The sequence below is a fragment of the Streptomyces sp. NPDC048197 genome, assembly GCF_043202395.1.
Classification (GTDB): domain Bacteria; phylum Actinomycetota; class Actinomycetes; order Streptomycetales; family Streptomycetaceae; genus Streptomyces; species Streptomyces siderophoricus.
The window spans coordinates 33,262-51,509 of the sequence record NZ_JBIDAJ010000027.1 but is presented as its reverse complement, the minus strand read 5'-3'; the positions used below and the strand labels follow the sequence as shown (position 1 = coordinate 51,509).

The following is an 18,248-nucleotide window of genomic DNA, read 5'->3' as shown; positions in this document are numbered from 1 at the left end:
GGGGTGTGCCCGATCGCATCCTGAGGACATGAAGCGCGCCCCCGTGATCGTTCATCCCCCGTCTTCCGGCGGCCGCCGTGTGACGCTCTACGGTCAGGATCTGGGACGGGCGCTGCGCCCCGGTGACGTGGCCGCGATACTGCGCCGCGCGGGTTTCTGCACCACCAAGTTCGTCTGGGACGACACCGGAGTTTTTGAATGGCGTGACGGCGGCCCTGACGTCTGGCTGATGTCGTGAGGCCAGGACGAGCCTGACTGTTGACCCAGTGGCGGAGCCGCTCAGTCACTCAGTCACCAGTGACCCAGCGACTCAGTGACTCAGTGACTCAGTCGACCGTAGCGGCAACCCGCGTCTCCTCTGCCTCGCGGGCCGCAGCCGCCTTCTTCGCCCGAACCTTCATGAGCAGGAAGGAGCCGATGCCGAACAGCACGGCGGCCACCAGCCCCCATGTCGAGAACCGCTTGAGCCACGGCTCGGCGACCATGCCCACGGTGTAGATCAGCGCCGTCGTACCACCGGCCCAGATGATGCCGCCGAGCACATTGGCGATCAGGAACTTCCAGTACGGCATCTTCAGCACGCCGGCGAGCGGACCGGCGAAGATACGCAGCAGCGCGATGAAGCGACCGAAGAAGACCGCCCACATGCCCCACTTGTCGAACTTCGACTCCGCCATCGCGACATGGTCCGGGCCGAAGTGCTTGGGGAACTTACGGCCGGCCCACTGCAACAGGGGCTGGCCGCCCTTGCGGCCGATCAGATAGCCGATGGAGTCGCCGACGATCGCGCCGACAGAGGCGCAGGCGCCGAGCACGAACGGATTGATGTGGTCCTGGGTCGCGGCGAGGATCGCGGCACTGACCAGGACGATCTCGCCGGGCAGCGGAATTCCCAGGCTCTCCAGCCCGATGACCACCCCCACCAGGAGATAGACGCTCACGGCCGGTACGGTCTCGAGCCACTCCTGGATGTGCACCGCCGAATCCTCCGCTGTTTGAGGGCCCCCGTGGGCCGTGGCTCCGTGTCCCTGACACCGGTGCCGGTCGTTCCCCTGACGCGCCGCAGGGCGCCCGGGCAGCGTACTCGATCGCACCGTCCGAGGGCCGAATCCGCGTACGGTCAGCAACATCCGGCTCCCGGCGCACCGAGCTGCCCACGAAAGCAAGCCGGAGGAGGGCAAATCCCGCGAGGAAAGGAGAGGAAAGAAACGGAGGAAACAGGCACCCGCGAAGAACCAGGTACCCGCCAAGGACGCCAATGCGCCGGAGCGGGTACCCGTAAAGCGCGGAGCCGAATCAGCCATGCAGGCCGAATCAGCTGTGCGGTGCCGAATCAGCTACGCCGAGTCAGCTGTTCGGCCGCAAGGTCCACACGATGCTCATCTCGCCCGTGACCGCGCCGTCCTCGCGCGATATGACCACGTTGACGGGGAACTCCGGGCGCCCACCGGCGTCGAGCTCGGCGATCACCTCGGCCACCGGGCGGCCCAGCTCCGCGGTCGCGGTCACCGGCCCCATGGCGAGCTTCTTGTAGCCGATCTCCGCACGCACGGCCAGCGGCACCGCCCTGCCGAGCTGACTGCCGAACGCCGTCATCACGATGGCCCCGCTCGCGGACTCGGCGAGGGTGAACATCGCTCCGGCGTGCGGCCCGCCCACGTGGTTGTGGAAGTCGGACTGGTCGGGCATGCGGACCACGGCGCGCTCGGGGCTGGTCTCGGTGAACTCAAGGTTCAGCGTACGCACCATCGGCACGGAGGCCGCCATCATTTCGCCGATCGACGGCAGGGTCTCGGAGGACATACCAACGATGTTACCTATCGGTAGCTTAGTTGTGAAGGCCCCCGATCAAGCCCGCCCCCGCGCACCACCAAGAGCCCTCATCCACCGTTATTCCGCCCCCCTCCCACCCCTTCCCCCCCATATCGTTGACACCCATGCGGCCAGGACAACTGCACAACGCGAGGACGCGCCCCAGCTGGGCGGGACGTAACTATCTGCTCCTTACCGGAGCCACAGTGATCGCGAACCTCGGCAGCTCGGGCGCGCTGATCGCCACCGCCTTCGCGGTCCTCGCCGCCGGCGGCTCCGCCACCGACGTGGGACTGGTCGCCGCCGCCCGCACGATCCCCCTCGTCCTCTTCCTGCTGATCGGCGGCGCGGTCGCCGACCGACTCCCCCGTCACCACGTCATGGTCGCCGCGAACACCCTCAGCTGTATCTCGCAGGGCCTGTTCGCGTTGCTCGTCCTGACCGGACAGCCCCGCCTGTGGCAGATGGCCGTATTGGCCGCGCTCGGCGGCACCGGGCAGGCCTTCTTCGCCCCGGCCTCCGAGGGCATGCTGCTCGCCAGCGTCTCCGGGGAGCAGGCGGGCCGCGCGTTCGCGGTGTTCCGCATGGGCATGAGCGGCGCGAACATCGGCGGCGCGGCACTCGGAGGCGCGCTGGTCGCCGCGGTGGGCCCCGGCTGGGTGCTGGCCGTCGACTCCACCGCGTTCGCCCTGGCCGGGGCGCTACGCGCCTTCCTCGACGTCCGCGGCATCCCCGAACGGGCCGCGGGCGGCGGAATCCTCCACGATCTGCGGGACGGCTGGCGCGAGGTGGCCTCGCGCCCGTGGTTGTGGGCGGTGGTGGTGCAGTTCTCCATCGTCAACGCGGTGGTGTCGGCAGCCGAGGCGGTCTACGGACCACTGGTCGCCGAAGAACATCTGGGCGGCCCGGGCCCGTGGGGCCTGGCACTGGCCGCCTTCGGTGCGGGCACCGCGATCGGCGCCCTCCTCATGACCCGCATCAAACCGCGCCGCCTCCTACTGACCGGCGCACTGTGCGTCTTCCCACTCGCCCTCCCGTCCGCCGCACTCGCCATCCCGCTGCCGGCCCCCGGCCTCACCGCCCTCATGTTCGGCACCGGCATCGCGATCGAGGTCTTCTCGGTGACGTGGATGATGGCCCTGCACCAGGAGATCCCCGAGGAGAAATTCTCCCGGGTCTCTTCCTACGACTGGCTGGGTTCGGTCTCCATGATCCCTCTCGCCACCGCCCTCGCCGGTCCTGTCCAGAACCTCATGGGCCGCACCGCCGCCCTCTGGTCCTGCTCAGCCCTGATCGCCCTCCTCACCGCCGCCGTCCTCTGCGTCCCCGACATCCGCCACCTCACCCGCCGCAACACCCCACCCCTGACGCCCGCCCCATCCACCCCCTCCCCTCCCCCTCCCACGCCCGTCACTGAAAGTGATAAAATCACGGGAACTAACCACGCTCAGTAATCGTTGCCGGAGACAGAGGAGGCGCACACGGCCCAGCCCCAAGGCGAAAGGCACCGACGCAGAACCCACCCAACCCAGCCCAAGCCCCAGCCAGCCCCACCGAACAACCACCGAAGGCGAGGTGCAATCGAGGCACCAACCGAACCAGCTCAATGACGCCACGCAACAAGGCCACAGCGGCCCGAGGCCACAGCGGCCCCACTCACACCGAAGCCATGCCCCGCTCCCCCGCGGTAAGCGGACGCCGAAGGGCCGGCGGTAAGCGGACGCCGAAGGACCGCGGTTAGCCGACGCTGAAGGCGCCAGCCGGCGGGACCGGAGACGCCACCGCCTCGGCATCCCGTACGGGTAGCGCATCCCCGATCAGACGCCGAAGCGCTGCACCGTGCTCGACCCGCGCCGGGAAGGCGTCCGCGGCCGCGCGCCGGGCCAGCGGCGCAATCGGGAGCTCCGCATGCGAGGCGACCAGGACGACGTTGCCGAACCGGCGGCCCCGGAGCACTGAGGGCTCAGCGATGAGCGCCAGGTGCTCGAAGACCGTGGCGAAGTTGGCGAGTTGACCGCGGAGGAAGTCGAAGGGTGCACTGTCGGCGAGATTCGCGATGTAGCGGCCGTCTGTCCGCAGTACCTGGTCGGCGGCCCGTGCGTACTCGACCGAGGTGAGATGCGCCGGCACCCGCGAGCCGCCGAAGACATCGGCCACGATCACATCGGCGCTCGCTTCGGGAGCCTCCTCCAGCGCCGTACGAGCGTCCTGCGCTCGCACGGTGATACCGCCACCGACACTGCTGTCGTCGGGGAGCGGTAGGGCTTCGGTCACCAGGGCGAGCAGGCCTCGGTCGGCTTCGATCACGTTTTGGCGGGAGTGCGGACGGGTGGCGGCCAGGTAGCGGGGCAAGGTCATGGCCCCGCCTCCGAGGTGCAGCACATCGAGCGGCTCCCCGGGGGCGGCGAGCTCGTCCAGGACGTGGGCGAGGCGACGCACGTACTCGAATTCCAGGTGCGTGGGCGCGTCCAGGTCGACGTACGACTGCGGGGCGCCGTCCACGGTCAGCAGCCAGGCGCGCGGCCGGTCCACGTCCGGCAGCAACTTGGCGGTTCCGTGATCCACGGACCGTGTGACGGGTATCGGCTCGGGTGCTTCGTCCACCGTCCTATTGTGCCGGGCCGGCGGCTGGTGTTCGGCTGGTGCCTGGCGGGTGTGCCGCGGCAGTGGTTTGTGCCGGGCGGGAAGGTGGCTGGGCCGGCGGGCCGGTGGTTTGTTACGGGCCGCTCGTTCGTGACGGGCCGCTTGGTCCTGGTGCGATCCTCATGCTCGCTCTTGATCGCTTTGAGCTGGCCGTTGAGATGCCACAGTCTGACCTGGTTTGACTTGGATGACCGCTCCGGGCTCGGTGGTCGTGGCCGGGCTGGGTGGCCGAGGCCGGGCTCAGTGGCCGAGGCCGGGCTGGGTGGTCGTGGCTGGGCTGGGTGGTCGTGGCTGGGCTGAGGATTGGGCTCCGTGTTCGTGAGGGTGCCGCGCCCCGTACTCGTGGGGTTGTCGGGAGTACGGGGCGCGGCTTGGGGGTGGCGGGGGTCAGGGGGTGAGGGTGCGGACCGTGCCGGCGCCGATGGTGCGGCCGCCCTCGCGGATGGCGAAGCCGAGGCCGGGCTCCAAGGGGACGTCGCGGCCGAGTTCGACCGTGACCGTCACCGTCTCACCCGGGCGCGCGATGCCGCGCTCGCCGAGGTCGAGGTTGCCGACCACGTCCGCCGTGCGGATGTAGAACTGCGGGCGGTAGCCGGTGGAGATCGGCGTACGGCGGCCGCCTTCCTCGGTGGAGAGCACGTATACCTCGGCGCTGAAACGGCGCCGCGGTGTGACGCTGCCGGGGGCGGCGACCACGTGGCCGCGGCGTACCTGGTCGCGGTGCATCCCGCGGAGCAGCAGCGCGACGTTGTCCCCGGCCTCGGCGGATTCCATCGGCTTGCCGAAGGTCTCCAGGCCGGTGACCGTGGTCTCGGTGTCCGCGCCGAGCACGGCGACCCGGTCGCCGATTCGTACGCTGCCGCGCTCGATGGCTCCCGTGACGACCGTGCCGCGCCCGGTGATGGTGAGGACGTTCTCCACCGGCAGCAGGAACGGCGCGTCGACATAGCGTTCGGGCGTCGGCACGTAGGTGTCGACTGCGTCGAGCAGCGCCTCGATGGCCTGCGTCCAGCGTGGGTCGCCTTCGAGGGCGCGCAGGCCGGAGACGCGTACGACGGGTACGTGCTCGCCGTCGTAGCCGTGCGCGCTCAGCAGCTCGCGGGCCTCCAGCTCCACCAGGTCGGTGAGTTCCGGGTCGCCGGCGTCGGCCTTGTTGAGGGCGACGACGATGTGGCGCACACCGACCTGTTTGGCGAGGAGTACGTGCTCGGCGGTTTGCGGCATGATGCCGTCGACGGCGGAGACGACGAGGATGGCGCCGTCGAGTTGGGCCGCGCCGGTGACCATGTTTTTGATGAAGTCGGCGTGGCCGGGCATGTCGACGTGGGCGTAGTGGCGGGTGCCGGTCTCGTACTCGACGTGCGAGATGTTGATGGTGATGCCGCGGGCGGCCTCTTCCGGGGCGCGGTCGATCCGGTCGAACGGCACGAAGGTGCCGGTGCCGCGGTCGCTGAGGACCTTGGTGATGGCCGCGGTGAGGGTGGTCTTGCCGTGGTCGACGTGGCCCATGGTGCCGATGTTCAGGTGCGGCTTGGTGCGCACGTATGCCGTCTTCGGCATGGTTTTCTTCCTCGCAAGGATGCGGTGAGAACGGCGACTTGGCGCCGTGGGGACCCCTGGGCCGGGCCGACCCTCCCCCTGCGGGGTCCGCCGGACGATCCGGAGAGGGTCAGCTTCGTGCGCCGTCGAAGGCGGCAGCGGTGGCCAGGGCGGTTGCTGCGGCGATGGCCTTGGTGGGCATCGGTGCAGCGGCCCGGGTGGGTGCTGCGGCGAGGAAGTGGGCGGCAGCCTTCAGCGCGTCCGCGACTGCGGACGTGCGCGACAGGAAGGCGTACCGGGACATGCGTCATATGGTGCCGGGCGGTTGCCGTGACGTCGAACGATTTATCAGCTGTCGGTCGGTTACGCTCCCGGGATGTTCGCCCCTGCCGCCTCTGGCCATGGTTTTGCCGCTTGCTGTGCACGGGTGGTGTGTTCTCCGTGGTTGCGGCTGGCGTTGTTGTTCGTCCTGTTGGCCGGTGGTGCGGTGGCGATGCTGCGCTGGGAGCCGCAGCACCTTTTGTCGGGTGGCTGGCCGGCGCAGTTGTCCGGGGCGACCGCGATGGTGGTGTTCGTGGTGGCGTACGGCCTGTGCACCACGGTTTTTGTTCCGCGTCCGGTCCTGAATCTTGCTGCGGGAGCACTGTTCGGCAGTGTGGCGGGGCTGGCTGCGGCGCTCGCCGGTACGGTGCTGGGGGCCGGGCTGGCGTTCGGACTGGGCCGACTGCTGGGCCAGAGGGCCTTGCGGCCGTTGCTGCGGGCGCGCTGGCTGACGGCGGCCGACCGGCAGTTGAGTGAGCACGGCTTCCGCTCGATGCTGGCGGTCCGGCTGTTCCCCGGGCTGCCGTTCTCTGCGGCCAACTACTGTGCTGCGGTTTCTCGTATGGGCTGGTGCCCTTTTCTTCTCGCCACGGCACTCGGCAGCCTTCCGAATACGGCGGCCTACGCCGTGGCCGGTGCCCGGGCGGCGACCCCGTCGTCGCCTGTGTTCCTGTTGGCGACGGCTTTTCTCGCACTCAGTGCATTGGGGGCGCTGATGGTGGCATGGCGCAAGCGGGAGGCGTTGCGCGGGCGCTGAGGGGAGTGGGGTGAGCACCGTTTGCCTGTTCGCGAGTACCCGGTCGCGAGTGCCCGGTCGCGAGTGGCGGTCAGCGGTGGTCTGTTGAGGGGCTGGTGAGGGGCTGGTGAGGGCGGGGGCGGGGAGTTATGGGGGGTGGTGGGAGTGGCGTGGGGGTGCTGTGGGGGGTGGAGTGGTGGTGGGACAAGTGCCGGCCCGGGCGGGCGGCGGGGGCCGGCGGTATCGCGGGGTTGGGGTCGTCGTACGGGAAACAACGTCGGAGGGCGGGGAACCAGTCGGTCCGGTCGTGGCCGGTGGTGGCGCCTGTACCTGTAGGGGAAATGGGCCGGTGACGATAACTGGTCGTAACGGGTCGTAACAGGTCAGGAACTCAGGTGGTATTGGGTCCAGGGCTGTGGCGCTTGCGCGGGGTCCTCGTGGGTGGGGGCGAGGGAGCCCCAAGGGGCGAGGGCGTTGTCCCATTCGGTGGAGAGGGCGGCGGTGACGTCGGGGACGGATTCCGCCGATGGCATCGTGCCGGTTTGCCAGGCCGTGGCCATGGGGTGCGCGTGGGGTGTGGCGTTCCAGGCGGCCGTTTGCTGGGCGGGGATGGTGTATTCGCCTTCGTGGACGTCACCGGGGCCGCGTCGGTGGCGGCCCGCGTGGGTTTCCGTCGGGCCCGGATAGAACCGCCCCTGGGCGGACAGCTGTTGGGCACGGGTAACCAGGCGGGTGAGGTCGAGGCCGAATTCGGCGGCGAGTTCGCGGAGGTCGACGCCGGTCTGCCAGCTGCCGATGAGGACCGCGTCCATGGCCGGGGACCAATTCTGGTCGGATGGCCCCGACGCGCTGCCGGTACCGGTGCCCGCTTCGCGAATGGGGCCGGTGGTGCGGGGCGTGGCGGTGGGGTTGTGGTGGGAGTATTCGGCAGAGTTGTCTGGGGCCGGTGGGTTCTCTTCCGGTTCGCGGGGTGGCGCGGTGGGGACGGCCGCGGCGAGCAGTTCCTCGGCGACGGCCCGGGCGTCGTCCTTGCCCACCGTTCGCCGGGCGATGCGCACTTCCCGCTCGTTCAGTCCGAAAAGTCCGGCCACAGCGCCGGTGCTGCCCACTGTGACCGCGAATGCCGCCAGAACTCGTGACCGGTCGGCCTGGGCCTCGTCAAGTCGGGCCTGTGCCTCCCGCACGCGTTCGTCGCCCAGGCAAAACGCCTCTGCCAGCACGGCGTTGCGGTCCCACAACTCTCTAGGATCCATACCCGTTCAACGCATCTTGGGCAGAGGTGTCCCGACCTGCCGTAGCAAAGCACCCCAAAGCACCCATCGAACCACCAGATGAAAATCACCCCGCAGCGGTCGGGGCGGGGAGCTCGCGAAAGCACCGGATGGCGTAATGCCTGGCCACGCGGTTGAGTTCGCGGGCAGCGTGGATTGTCAGTGGTTTGGTCTAGTGTCGTGATCAGTGAGATTTTCATCGCGGGCGGCGCGACCGAATGGTGCGTTGTTCCCCGCAAGGCGTTGCTCTGTGCAGTGCGTTGCTCTTTGCAGGGCGTTGCTCTGTGTAGTGCGTTGCTCGCGGTGATCATATTCAGGGGGAGACATGAGGAGTCGTTGTTCGCTGAGGTCCTCGAAGAGGCGCTCGAAGGCTGTGCGAGCCGTTGATGCGCGGCCGGGTGCGCTGACCGTCGAGATGCGGCCGGGTGCGCTGAAAGGCGATCGTCGCTGGAAGGTGGTTGAGCGGTTTCGGCAGCTGGGGGCGCGCATTCTGCATCTCGACGCGTGGACCGGGGCTGTTGATCGCGTGGTGAAGCTCCGTGAGCGTGGCCAGGCGGACCGGGGGTCGCTGGACGTGGCCATACGCTTCTTCGGGTTCAACTAGTCGGTCGCCGTTCAGGCGACGTCTTCCTCCGACGCGGACGGTAAGGAGCAGACGCTTCGGGGGCTCAGGGAGCCGGAGGGGCGGCGGCTGGGCCAGTGGGGCGTTCCGCGGCGTGTGGCAGAGGTTCGTCGAGGTGGGGCAGCCCGATCGGGTTGGGGAAGGGCAGCACGTCCGCGGCGAGGACGCGGCGGGCGACGGCGTCCAGGGCGTGCAGCAGCGCTTCGGTCTCCGCTTCGGGCAACGCGTGCAGCATGCGGCCGGCCAGCCGATCGGTGGCATTCTCGATGCGTTCGCGTTCTTGCAGGCCGTGTTCGGTGGCGTGGCCGTCTGTGTCGACGAGGCCTCGGGAGCGAAGGCGGTCCGAGGCGGCCGCCCATTCCTCCTCGCTCCAGCCTCGGTCCTCCTGGATGGTGTCCTTGGGGACGCGGCCGGAGGCAGCGGCCAGGACGAGGGCTTCGCAGCCGTCGAGTTCCTCGTCGGCGAGTACGGCGAGGTGGGCGTCGCCGCGGAACTCGCGCAGGGTGGTGACCAGTTGCCAGAGCCGCTCGACGGGGTCGGCGTGGTCGCAGAGTGCGCGGTTGGCGGCGAAGAGGGGGCGCGCGGTGGCCGGTGCCTCGTCGACGAGTGTCTGGAGCGGGGGCAGGAGGTCTGTGGTGCGATGTTCCAGCTCGGGGTCGATCCTGCGCAGGGCCTGGGCGGCGCGGCTGCCGCGTTCGTCGAGGATGTGCGCCGGACCGGCCACGCTCCAGGCGGCGGGCAGCGCCCGGGCCACCATTCCGGGCGCGAAGACACCCAGTACGGCCGTGGCGGCAGCGGGTTCCACGGCACCCAGTGGAGCGGTACGGGAGGCGAAATAGCCCATCCAGAAGCCCTTGAGGCCGAGGTCCTTGCCCAGGGCGCGGCAGTTCTCGTCGAAATAGCAGACCGCGTGCAGGGGCTCGGTCACCAGCCAAAGCGATCGCGCATGCAGCTCCATGCCCCGCACGGTACCGCCGCGGAGGATCCGGCGCAGCGTGTGGGCGCGCATTGTGGGGCATGCGCTGTGGGGGCGTGCATAAAGGGGCGGCGTGCCAGGTGGGGGCGTGTCATGTGCGGCGTTGGGTGCCCCCGGGCGGGTCGGGGCATGTCGCCGCAGATCTCGGCTGCCCGTCGCCACGCGTTGGCCGCCCGACGGGTCCTCTCCAGGTCCGTAGGACGTCGGGGAGGGCAGCGGGGATTCTCGGTGCAGGAGGTGTGCCCTGCCGAATGTCTGCGGCTGCTCGGGGAGGACGAGCCCTGGTCCCTGGAGCCGGGACGACAATGCGGGGCGGGGCTGCGCTTCTCGCGCTGATGCGGGCCGAGAAGCAGGGCGTCCGTCGATTTGAGCTGGAGCCCCGAAGAGCTGGGAGCTGGAGGAGGTATGCGGAGAGGAGGTACGTGGAGGAGGGGGTGCGCGGAGGAGGGGTGGAGTGGGGCCCGGCGGGCGATGTGGGGCCCGGCGGGCGATCCGGCTCGTGGGGGGCTTTGGAGGGAACGTTGAACTGTGGTCGGCGGTGGTGGGCCTGGTGTCAGGGGGTGGGGTGGCCGGTTGCGCCGAAGCCGGATTGCCAGGTCCATAGGTGGGTGCAGTTGGGGCATTGCAGGTGGAGCACGCTGCCCTTGTTGGAGAGGAGGTAGCGCCAGTGGGTCGTGCAGGTGCGGCCGTCGAGGCAGGTTCCGCAGTCCTGGTGGTCCTCGCAGCGGGGGCACGGGATCCAGGCGCGGCGGCCGATGTCGGCGGTGGGGTCGAGCGGCAGCATGCTCAGCCCTGCTCGGAGGGCGGCAGCACGTTGGCGGCGACCAGCATGGCGTAGGTGGCCTGCTGGTCGGCGTCCAGGTCCGAGTAGAGGAGCCGGTGGGCGGCCGCCTCGTCCTCCATCACCGTGAGGGGGTCCCAGGTGTCGCCCAGCGCCGCGACGACTTCGGCCCTCCGCCGGGCTTCGTGGGCGGTGAGGTCGAACTCGAAGATCTCGGGCGGCTCGGCTATGTGGTCGTCCGGGGTGTTGCGGTCGTTCATGGTGCGCGTCCATACCACTTGCGGATGATTTGGACGTGTCTATCAAGTGGGGCGGCGCTGAGGAAGCGTCAGGGGGAGGGGTGGGGGCTTATGGGGTGGTTTGGGGGGCTTATTTTGGCCATGCGCGCGGGTGGTCGGTGGGTGTGGGGAGGAGTTCCGGTTGGGTGGGTAGGCGGGCGTGGGGGTCCCGTTTGGGGCGTCGATGAGATGGCACGGGAGTTACGTGGCGTCCGGGACGGGGGCTGTTCGGGGCTGATGGGTGCCGTTCGGCCGTCGATGGGGGCGGGTGTGGGGCGGTCTCATGGGGCGGCTGGCAGGGGTGCGGGGCGGCGTCGTACGGCGACGGCTGCGGCGTCGTCGCCCAGCTTGCCGCGGGTGTGCGCCAGTAGATCCGCTCGCAGGTGCCGTAGAAGCTGGTGCGGGCTGCAGCCGCTCCAGGCACCGGCGCGCTCGACGAGGGGGTAGAAGGCGCCCTGGGCGTCCCGGGCCTCTGTCACGCCGTCCGTGTAGAGGAGCAGGAGATCGCCCGGCTCGAACGGGAACGTCTCGACCTCGTAGGCGGGGGCGCCCGGCAAGCCGCCCAGGCCGATGGGCAGCGCCGGCCGCTCGGGGTGGAGGGTGAGGGCCGCCCCGTCGCGTAGAAGCAAGGCGGGGGGATGGCCGCAGGTGATGGTGTGGAGTACGGGCGCGCGGTCGGGGATGTCCAGCAGTGCGACGGTGGCGAACGTCTCTTCGGGCTCGGGGAGGTCCCGGCCCAGGTCGGGACCGGGAGCGTCGGCGGGCGCGAAGTCGGGGATGGGGCTGGCGGAGAGCTCCGGCGTCGGCGTGGAGGCGGACGGCGTGGCAGAGGCGGGATGAGGGGCAGCGGTGGGGGTCTGGGGCGGGGCGGCGACGGGACTCGGGGCAGGGGCCGGGGCGGGGGTGGAGGTCGGCGCGGGGGTGGAGGTCGGGGTAGGTGTCGGATCAGGGGTCGGGGTCGGGCCAGAGGCGGGGCCCGGGGCAGGGGTCGGAGTCGGGCCAAGGGCGTGGACGGGGCTCGGGGCAGGGGCGGGGCTCGAGGCAGGGGTCGGTGTCGGAGCGGGGGCAGGGGTGGTGCCTGGTGTTGGAGCGGGGGCAGGGGTGGCGCCTGGTGTGGGGGCCTGCCGGGGGCGGGGTGAGTCGGCCGTCTGCGCCGGCCCTTGCGGGCCAGCCGCACGTCCCACCCCTCGGAGGCTGGCCGTCATCCGTTCCGCCCCGCGGGGATCTGCCGCGCGTTGTGGTCCCTTGGGATCGGCTAGCCGTTCCGACCCTTGGGGACCAGCCGCGCGTTGCGGCCCCTCGGTTTCGGCTACCCGTTCCGCCCCTTCGGGGCCAGCCGCCCGTTGTGCCTCCTCGCGATCGGCTCCCCGTTCCGCCCCTTGGGGACCAGCCGCACGTTGCGCCCCCTCGGGATCGGCTCCCCGTTCCGCTCCCTGGGGACCAGCCGCCCGTTGCGCCTCCTCGGGATCGGCTGCCCGTTCCGCCCCTTCGGGACCGGCCGCCCGTTGTGTGCCTGCCGGATCGGATGCCGGTTCCGTTCCTTGGGGGCTGGCCGTTCGTTGGGTCCGTTCGGGATCGGCTACCTGTTTCGCCCCTCGCGGGGCGGCGGCCGGTCGTTCTGCTCCCTGGGGGCCGGCTGTGGGGGTCGTGGACCACTGGCTGCTGTCCCAGCGGACGGCTCCGTCCAGGTGGCGGGCGAGGTTGGGCAGGGTGGCCTGGCGGTGGGCGGCTGCGCGGAAGGCGCCGAGCAGGAGGGCGGCGTGGCCGTATGCGGGCAGGCCCTTGCCGCGGACGTCGCCGATGATCAGCCGGGTGCTGGAGAGGGTGCGGGCCGCGGCGAAGAGGTCGCCGCCCATTTCCGCCTCCTCCTCGGCCGGCAGGTACAGCGACGCGATCTCCAGAGGGCCACTGCGTCCGGGCAGCGGGCGCAGCAGCACCTGCTGGGCCACCGCGGCGACCGAACGGCTCTTGATCAGGCGGCGCTCATTGCGGTCCCGGATGACGGCGAAGAGGACGACCAGCGCGGAGACCACCACCAGCGCGGCGATCTGCGCCTCGAGGTTCTCCGTGGAGAGGACGTGGCGCGCCACGCCGATGAACACCTGGGCGGCGACCGCGAGCGCCCCGATCGCAGCCGTCAGCCAGGGGCCGGCGAATGCCGCGGTGATTGCGGGGGCCGCGACCAGGAGGGGCCCGAGGTGGATGTGCGGGGGCGAGAGAAGGTCGATCGTGCAGACGGCCGCGATGAGGCCGATCGGGAGCAGCACCAGCAGATGACGCAGTTCCCGTCGTCCCCGGAGGAGCGTCAGCCGTCTAGAGGGCATGCCTCATGTTTGCACTGATGCGAGAGGAATGTTCGGGTCTATCCCATATGCGTGATGACGTTCCTCTGAGGGTTCCCCTGGGGGTTCCTCGGGGGGCCTCAGGGGGCCCTCGGGAGCCTCTGGGAGCCTCTGGGGTGGATCGGATCGCCTGGACGGAAACCGGAGAGCTAAGAGCCAAGAGCCAAGGTCGGAGGTCGGAGGTTGTAGGTCGGAGATCGGAGTTGCAGAGGGGGGCGGAGGCGGCTCAGGAAGCGCTGTTGGGCGCTTCGTGGCGGAGGGCCTTGAGGAGGAGGTCGAGGGCGGGTTCGACGGCGGAGCCGGCCATGAGGGGGAGGTGGTCGCGTACGCGGTGCAGGCTGGGAACCTCGTCGGCGGGCAGGGTGCCGTATGCGGCGTGCCAGGCCCGTTCGTCCGCCGCACGCTGGGCGGGGGCCAGCAGCAGTACGCCGGCGTCCAGCGCGGCGTGGCCGAGGACGGTGTCGACGAGGGCGTGGTAGTGCCGGACCGCGCTCGCCTCGTCGAAGCCGGCCTGGAGCAGCAGGCCGATGCCGGTGTCGACGGCCCTTTGCTCATGTGGCCGGCCGGTGACGCGGAGGGTGCTGAAGACGGCGATCTGCGGATGGCGCAGTGCGGAGCGGTAGGCACGCAGGCCGAAGTCGCGCAGGTCGGCGGCCCAGTCGCCGCTGGGCGTGAAGCCCGTCATGGATTCGCCGATGAGCCGGTCGGCCAGGGCGAGCAGCAGGTCCTCGGTGTTGCGGAAGTAGCGGTAGACGGCGGAGGGATCGGCGCCGAGTGCGGCGCCCAGTTTGCGTACCGTGAACGCCTGCGCACCGTGGGCGTCGATCAGCCGGCATGCGGTGTCGACGATGAGGTCGGCCGACAGCACCACGCCTGAGCTGGTCGGCCGGCGCCGTTTGCGCTCGGTCGGGACCCGGTCGGTGGGGGCCCGGTCGGCCGAGACCCGGTCGGTCGAGACCCGGTCGGTCGGCGCGCGGTCGGTCGGCGCGCGGTCGGTCTGCCCTCGATCGCGGACGCGGTCACTGTCTGGCACGCCGAACCTCTTTCTGTGCTCCGCCGGGACGCGCTGTTTCCCTCGGGATCTGCCGCCGGGGCTCGGCCCGGCCCGCCACCCTCCGCCACCCCCGCGACCCCCACCATCGCCCGATGCCTGCCCTATCGGCACATTCTCAACCCCTATGCCGGCGAGCGCCTTTTCTGATCCAGCCCCGCAGTTGGGGCCGCAGCACGGGGCCCAATGCGGGGCCGCCCTGCCTCGCCCTGGCCGGCCAGGGCCCAGTTGATCACCAGCTCTCGAACAGGTTACGTCAACACCGTTGACACAAGCTGGCGGGGGCTGTTTCATCGGCGGACATCAGCGCCCTCGCGGCCCGCTACCGGCGACCCGTACCGGCAGAGCCGCCTCCTTGCCACCCCGAGTCGCCCCATACCTCCTTGGGGTGCAGCCCCTCCCCTCCCCGGACGCGCCCCGCCTCCCCCAACCCCTCGCCCCCACGCCCCGCCTCTCTCCCCCGCCTCGTCCCTCCCCCTCCAAGGAGTCGATGCCATGTCCTCCGCACTGCCACAGGAACCCGAGAGCCGCGTGGGTATGCGCCGCGCGCTGGGGGTGAAGGACGGGGTGGCGATCGCCGCGTCCAGTACCGCGGCCACCACCAGCATCGGCATCGGGATGGGCTCGTTGGCCGCGTACGCGGGGCGGCAGACGCCCGCGCTGTTGCTGCTGGCGTGTCTGCCCATCCTCGGCATCGCGCTCTCGTACGCCCGGCTCAACCGCACCGAGCCGAACTGCGGCAGCGGCTACACCTGGGTCGGCCGGACGATCGGGCCCTGGCCCGGGTTCATCACCGGGTGGGTGGTGCTGGTCGGCAATGTGGTCTTCATGGCGTACACGGGCGCGGTGACCGGGTCGGTGGTGCTGCAGTTCCTCAACAAGGCGGGCCTGCACAGCGTGTGGGGACTGCGGCTGGATCCCGGCTCGACCGGCATCAGCACCGCCGTGGGACTCGTCGCGCTGGTCGCCGTCACGGTGACCGCCATCACGGGCGTACGTGCCGCGACCCGGCTGCAGTGGTGGCTGCTGGTCTTCGAGTACGCGGTGCTGCTGGTCTTCTGCGGCTACGCCCTGGTCGTCGGGGACCAGCCGTTCTCGCTGTCCTGGCTGAACCCGTTCGACATCGGCTCACCCCAGGCACTGGCGCAGGGGATGGTGCTCGCGGTGTTCATCTACTGGGGCTGGGACGCGGCGTTCAGCGTCAACGAGGAGACCCGTAACGCGTCCGACGCGGCCCGTGGCGGGCTGATCGCCCTGGTGGTGATGGCGGGCCTGTTCCTCGTCGGCGCGGTCGCCTTCCAACGGGTGATGAGCACCGGCGAACTCGTCCACAACGGACCACAGGCGCTCACCTTCCTCGGCGGCAAACTGGCCCCGGAGCCCTGGGCCTCACTGCCGTTGGCGGCGCTGATGTGTTCCGCCTTCGCCTCGCTGCAGTCGAGCGTGATCCCCACCGCCCGCGGTGCGCTGGCGATGGCGCGCGACCGGACGCTCGGCCCGGTGTGGCAGCGGTTGCACCCGCGCTACGGCTCCCCGGCCGTCGGCACGCTGGTCATCATGGCGATCGCCGCGCTGATCGCCGTCCTCGCCGTCGGCATTCCCCAGCTCAACGACATGATCCTCACCGCGGTGAACTCGATCGGTCTCACGGTGGCCCTCTACTACGGGCTCACCGCGCTCGCCTGTGCGGTGCGCTTCCGCGACAGCCTGCGCCAGGGTGCGGTCCGCGCGCTGCGGGACGTGGTCGTGCCCGCGGCGAGCGCGCTGGTGCTGTTCGGGCTCGGCGGCTACCTCGTCTGGGACTACGCCACGATGAGCGACCACTTCGCGATGAGCCCGGACAACGGCTGGTTCATGCTGGCCCTGCCGGCCGTCTTCATCCTGCTGGGGCTGGCGGCCGCGGCCTGGGCCAAGTGGGTACGGCATGCACCGTACTTCCTTACCGGGCAGGGGACGGACGCGGATGCGCTCACCTTGCCGATGGACGGGGACGGAGGCGGGACCATCACCATGGCCTCGTCGCCTCCCCCCTTGCCCGCACCTTCGGACGGCTGACGACCGAAGCGACAACAACGATCAGCAACCAGCACAACCCACACCACCACCAACACCCTTGGAGCACCCGCAAGATGGCCCCCCGCACTCCTGCCCCCTCCCCTGCCACCAGCGCATCCCCCTCCCCCGCCTCCTCCACCACCAGTGCTTCCCCCTCCCCCGCCGATCTCGTCTTCCTCTCCGGCCCCGTGCACACCGTTGACGCCGCGCGCAGTCGGGCCGGGGCGGTGGCCGTGCGCGGGGAGCGGATCGTCGCCGTCGGGCACGACGCGGACGTACGGGAGTTGATCGGGCCGGGCACGGAGGTCGTCGACCTCCGCGGCAAGCTGCTGATCCCCGGGTTCCAGGACGCGCACGTGCATCCGGTGGGCGGCGGAATGGAGTTGGCGCAGTGCGATCTGAGCGCCGCGGAGACCGCGGACGCGTACCGGGAGCTGATCGGGTCGTACGCGGCCGCGCATCCTCAGGCGCCGTGGATCACCGGCGGTGGCTGGTCCCTGGAGGCTTTCCCGGGCGGGATGCCCACCCGCCAGTTCCTGGACGCCCTCGTACCGGACCGGCCGGTGTTCCTCGTCAACCGCGATCACCACGGTGGCTGGGCCAACTCCCGTGCCCTGGAACGCGCCGGGGTCACCGCCGGTACGCCGGACCCGTCCGACGGGCGGATCGAGCGGGAGGCCGACGGCCATCCGTCCGGCATGCTGCAGGAGGGGGCGATGCGGCTGGTGGCCGACCTGGTCCCGGAGCCGACGGTCGCCGAGCGGACCGCCGGACTGCTGAGGGCGCAGCGTCTGCTGCACAGTTACGGCGTGACCGCCTGGCAGGACGCGATGCTGGGCCGCGCCCCGGGCATCGCCGACGCCGTCCCCGCGTATGTGGCCGCCCGGAGCGAGGGCCGGCTGACCGCGCGGGTGACCGGGGCGCTGTGGTGGGACCGGGCCCGGGGCGCGGAGCAGATTCCGGAACTCATCGCCAAGCGGGATGAGTTGACGGGCGGGCGGTTGCGGGCGACGAGCGTGAAGATCATGCAGGACGGGATCGCGGAGAACCACACCGCGGCCCTGCTCGGCCCCTACCTCACCGCGTGCGGCTGTGCCTCCGACAACAGCGGGATCTCGTTCATCGACCCGGAGGAGCTGCGGACGTACGTCACGCTGCTGGATGCCGAAGGGTTCCAGGTGCACTTCCATGCCCTGGGCGACCGGGCCGTGCGGGAGGCGCTCGACGCGGTCGAGGCGGCCCGGCGGACGAACGGGTGGCGCGACACCCGGCCGCATCTCGCGCATCTCCAGGTCGTCCACCCCGATGACGTGCCACGTTTCCGCCGGCTCGGGGCGACGGCGAACATCCAGGCACTGTGGGCGGCGCACGAGCCGCAGATGGACGAGCTGACGATTCCGTTCCTGGGGACCCAACGGGCTTCCTGGCAGTACCCGTTCGGTGATCTGCTGCGGTCGGGGGCCACGCTCGCGGCGGGCAGCGACTGGCCGGTCAGCTCGCCCGATCCGCTGGCCGCGCTGCATGTCGCGGTCAACCGCCGCGTCCCGGAGGCGTCGCCCTCGGTGCCGGTCTTCCTGCCGGAGCAGCGGCTCGACCTGGGGTCGGCGCTGGCGGCCTACACGGCCGGCAGTGCCTACGCCAACCACCTCGACGGGACCGGCAGCATCCAGCCGGGCAAGCTGGCCGACCTGGTCGTTCTGGACCGGGACCCGTTCGACGGACCGCCGGAGGAGATCGCCGCGACCCGGGTGCTGCAGACGTTCGTCGGGGGGCAGCGGGTGTACGCGGCCGACGACGCCTGAGGCAACGGGGGTCTCCTCT

Annotated in this window: 17 protein-coding genes; 6 read left to right on the top strand and 11 right to left on the bottom strand. The window is 70.7% G+C overall.

Features of this window, described 5'->3' with window-relative positions:
• The first annotated feature begins 28 nt into the window (after positions 1 to 28).
• A complete protein-coding gene (locus ACGF4C_RS28785) occupies positions 29 to 238 on the top strand; it encodes a hypothetical protein (RefSeq protein ID WP_393569882.1) in 210 nt (69 codons plus the stop codon).
• Between the two features lie 88 nt (positions 239 to 326).
• Here the strand turns inward: ACGF4C_RS28785 and ACGF4C_RS28780 are convergent, their stop codons facing one another.
• Positions 327 to 977 (bottom strand): DedA family protein, encoded by a 651-nt coding sequence (locus ACGF4C_RS28780; RefSeq protein WP_030413577.1) that lies wholly within the window; start codon positions 975 to 977, stop codon positions 327 to 329.
• Positions 978 to 1,347: 370 nt separating this feature from the next.
• Positions 1,348 to 1,803: a DUF4442 domain-containing protein gene (locus ACGF4C_RS28775; RefSeq protein WP_393569879.1), complete on the bottom strand. Its 456-nt coding sequence runs from the start codon at positions 1,801 to 1,803 to the stop codon at positions 1,348 to 1,350.
• Between the two features lie 134 nt (positions 1,804 to 1,937).
• Between ACGF4C_RS28775 and ACGF4C_RS28770 the strand changes: the two genes are divergently transcribed.
• On the top strand, positions 1,938 to 3,266 hold the full coding sequence (locus ACGF4C_RS28770) for an MFS transporter (RefSeq protein ID WP_393569877.1): 1,329 nt from the start codon (positions 1,938 to 1,940) through the stop codon (positions 3,264 to 3,266).
• A 283-nt stretch (positions 3,267 to 3,549) separates the two neighbouring features.
• Here the strand turns inward: ACGF4C_RS28770 and ACGF4C_RS28765 are convergent, their stop codons facing one another.
• The 3 genes from ACGF4C_RS28765 to ACGF4C_RS28755 form a co-directional block, all read right to left on the bottom strand.
• A complete protein-coding gene (locus ACGF4C_RS28765) occupies positions 3,550 to 4,416 on the bottom strand; it encodes a spermidine synthase (RefSeq protein ID WP_393569875.1) in 867 nt (288 codons plus the stop codon).
• Between the two features lie 426 nt (positions 4,417 to 4,842).
• Positions 4,843 to 6,015, bottom strand: a complete 1,173-nt coding sequence (tuf, locus tag ACGF4C_RS28760) for an elongation factor Tu (RefSeq protein ID WP_393569873.1) — start codon at positions 6,013 to 6,015, stop codon at positions 4,843 to 4,845.
• 109 nt (positions 6,016 to 6,124) lie between these two features.
• Entirely contained in the window at positions 6,125 to 6,298 is a 174-nt protein-coding gene (locus tag ACGF4C_RS28755) for a hypothetical protein (protein WP_393569870.1), read from the bottom strand.
• Between the two features lie 72 nt (positions 6,299 to 6,370).
• On the opposite strand from ACGF4C_RS28755, the gene ACGF4C_RS28750 reads away from it, so the two are divergent.
• Complete coding sequence (locus ACGF4C_RS28750) at positions 6,371 to 7,072, top strand: TVP38/TMEM64 family protein (RefSeq protein WP_393569868.1); 702 nt, start codon at positions 6,371 to 6,373, stop codon at positions 7,070 to 7,072.
• Between the two features lie 362 nt (positions 7,073 to 7,434).
• Here the strand turns inward: ACGF4C_RS28750 and ACGF4C_RS28745 are convergent, their stop codons facing one another.
• On the bottom strand, positions 7,435 to 8,304 hold the full coding sequence (locus tag ACGF4C_RS28745; protein WP_393569866.1) for a hypothetical protein: 870 nt from the start codon (positions 8,302 to 8,304) through the stop codon (positions 7,435 to 7,437).
• A gap of 391 nt (positions 8,305 to 8,695) precedes the next feature.
• Between ACGF4C_RS28745 and ACGF4C_RS28740 the strand changes: the two genes are divergently transcribed.
• A complete protein-coding gene (locus tag ACGF4C_RS28740) occupies positions 8,696 to 8,926 on the top strand; it encodes a hypothetical protein (protein WP_393569864.1) in 231 nt (76 codons plus the stop codon).
• Between the two features lie 64 nt (positions 8,927 to 8,990).
• On the opposite strand, the gene ACGF4C_RS28735 is transcribed toward ACGF4C_RS28740, so the two are convergent.
• The 5 genes from ACGF4C_RS28735 to ACGF4C_RS28715 form a co-directional block, all read right to left on the bottom strand.
• The gene (locus ACGF4C_RS28735) at positions 8,991 to 9,902 is read right to left on the bottom strand and encodes a hypothetical protein (RefSeq protein ID WP_393569862.1); all 912 of its coding nucleotides are present in this window, start codon (positions 9,900 to 9,902) and stop codon (positions 8,991 to 8,993) included.
• A 571-nt stretch (positions 9,903 to 10,473) separates the two neighbouring features.
• Entirely contained in the window at positions 10,474 to 10,704 is a 231-nt protein-coding gene (locus ACGF4C_RS28730; RefSeq protein WP_393569860.1) for a hypothetical protein, read from the bottom strand.
• 2 nt (positions 10,705 to 10,706) lie between these two features.
• Positions 10,707 to 10,961: a DUF6400 family protein gene (locus tag ACGF4C_RS28725; protein ID WP_393569858.1), complete on the bottom strand. Its 255-nt coding sequence runs from the start codon at positions 10,959 to 10,961 to the stop codon at positions 10,707 to 10,709.
• A gap of 299 nt (positions 10,962 to 11,260) precedes the next feature.
• The gene (locus ACGF4C_RS28720) at positions 11,261 to 13,303 is read right to left on the bottom strand and encodes a SpoIIE family protein phosphatase (RefSeq protein ID WP_393569856.1); all 2,043 of its coding nucleotides are present in this window, start codon (positions 13,301 to 13,303) and stop codon (positions 11,261 to 11,263) included.
• A gap of 244 nt (positions 13,304 to 13,547) precedes the next feature.
• The gene (locus tag ACGF4C_RS28715; protein WP_393569960.1) at positions 13,548 to 14,192 is read right to left on the bottom strand and encodes a helix-turn-helix domain-containing protein; all 645 of its coding nucleotides are present in this window, start codon (positions 14,190 to 14,192) and stop codon (positions 13,548 to 13,550) included.
• 675 nt (positions 14,193 to 14,867) lie between these two features.
• Here ACGF4C_RS28715 and ACGF4C_RS28710 point away from each other — a divergent pair.
• Positions 14,868 to 16,427 carry an APC family permease gene (locus ACGF4C_RS28710; protein ID WP_393569854.1) on the top strand — a complete coding sequence of 520 codons (1,560 nt, stop codon included), beginning with the start codon at positions 14,868 to 14,870 and terminating at the stop codon, positions 16,425 to 16,427.
• Positions 16,428 to 16,501: 74 nt separating this feature from the next.
• Positions 16,502 to 18,229, top strand: a complete 1,728-nt coding sequence (locus tag ACGF4C_RS28705; protein ID WP_393569852.1) for an amidohydrolase — start codon at positions 16,502 to 16,504, stop codon at positions 18,227 to 18,229.
• Positions 18,230 to 18,248 lie beyond the last annotated feature (19 nt).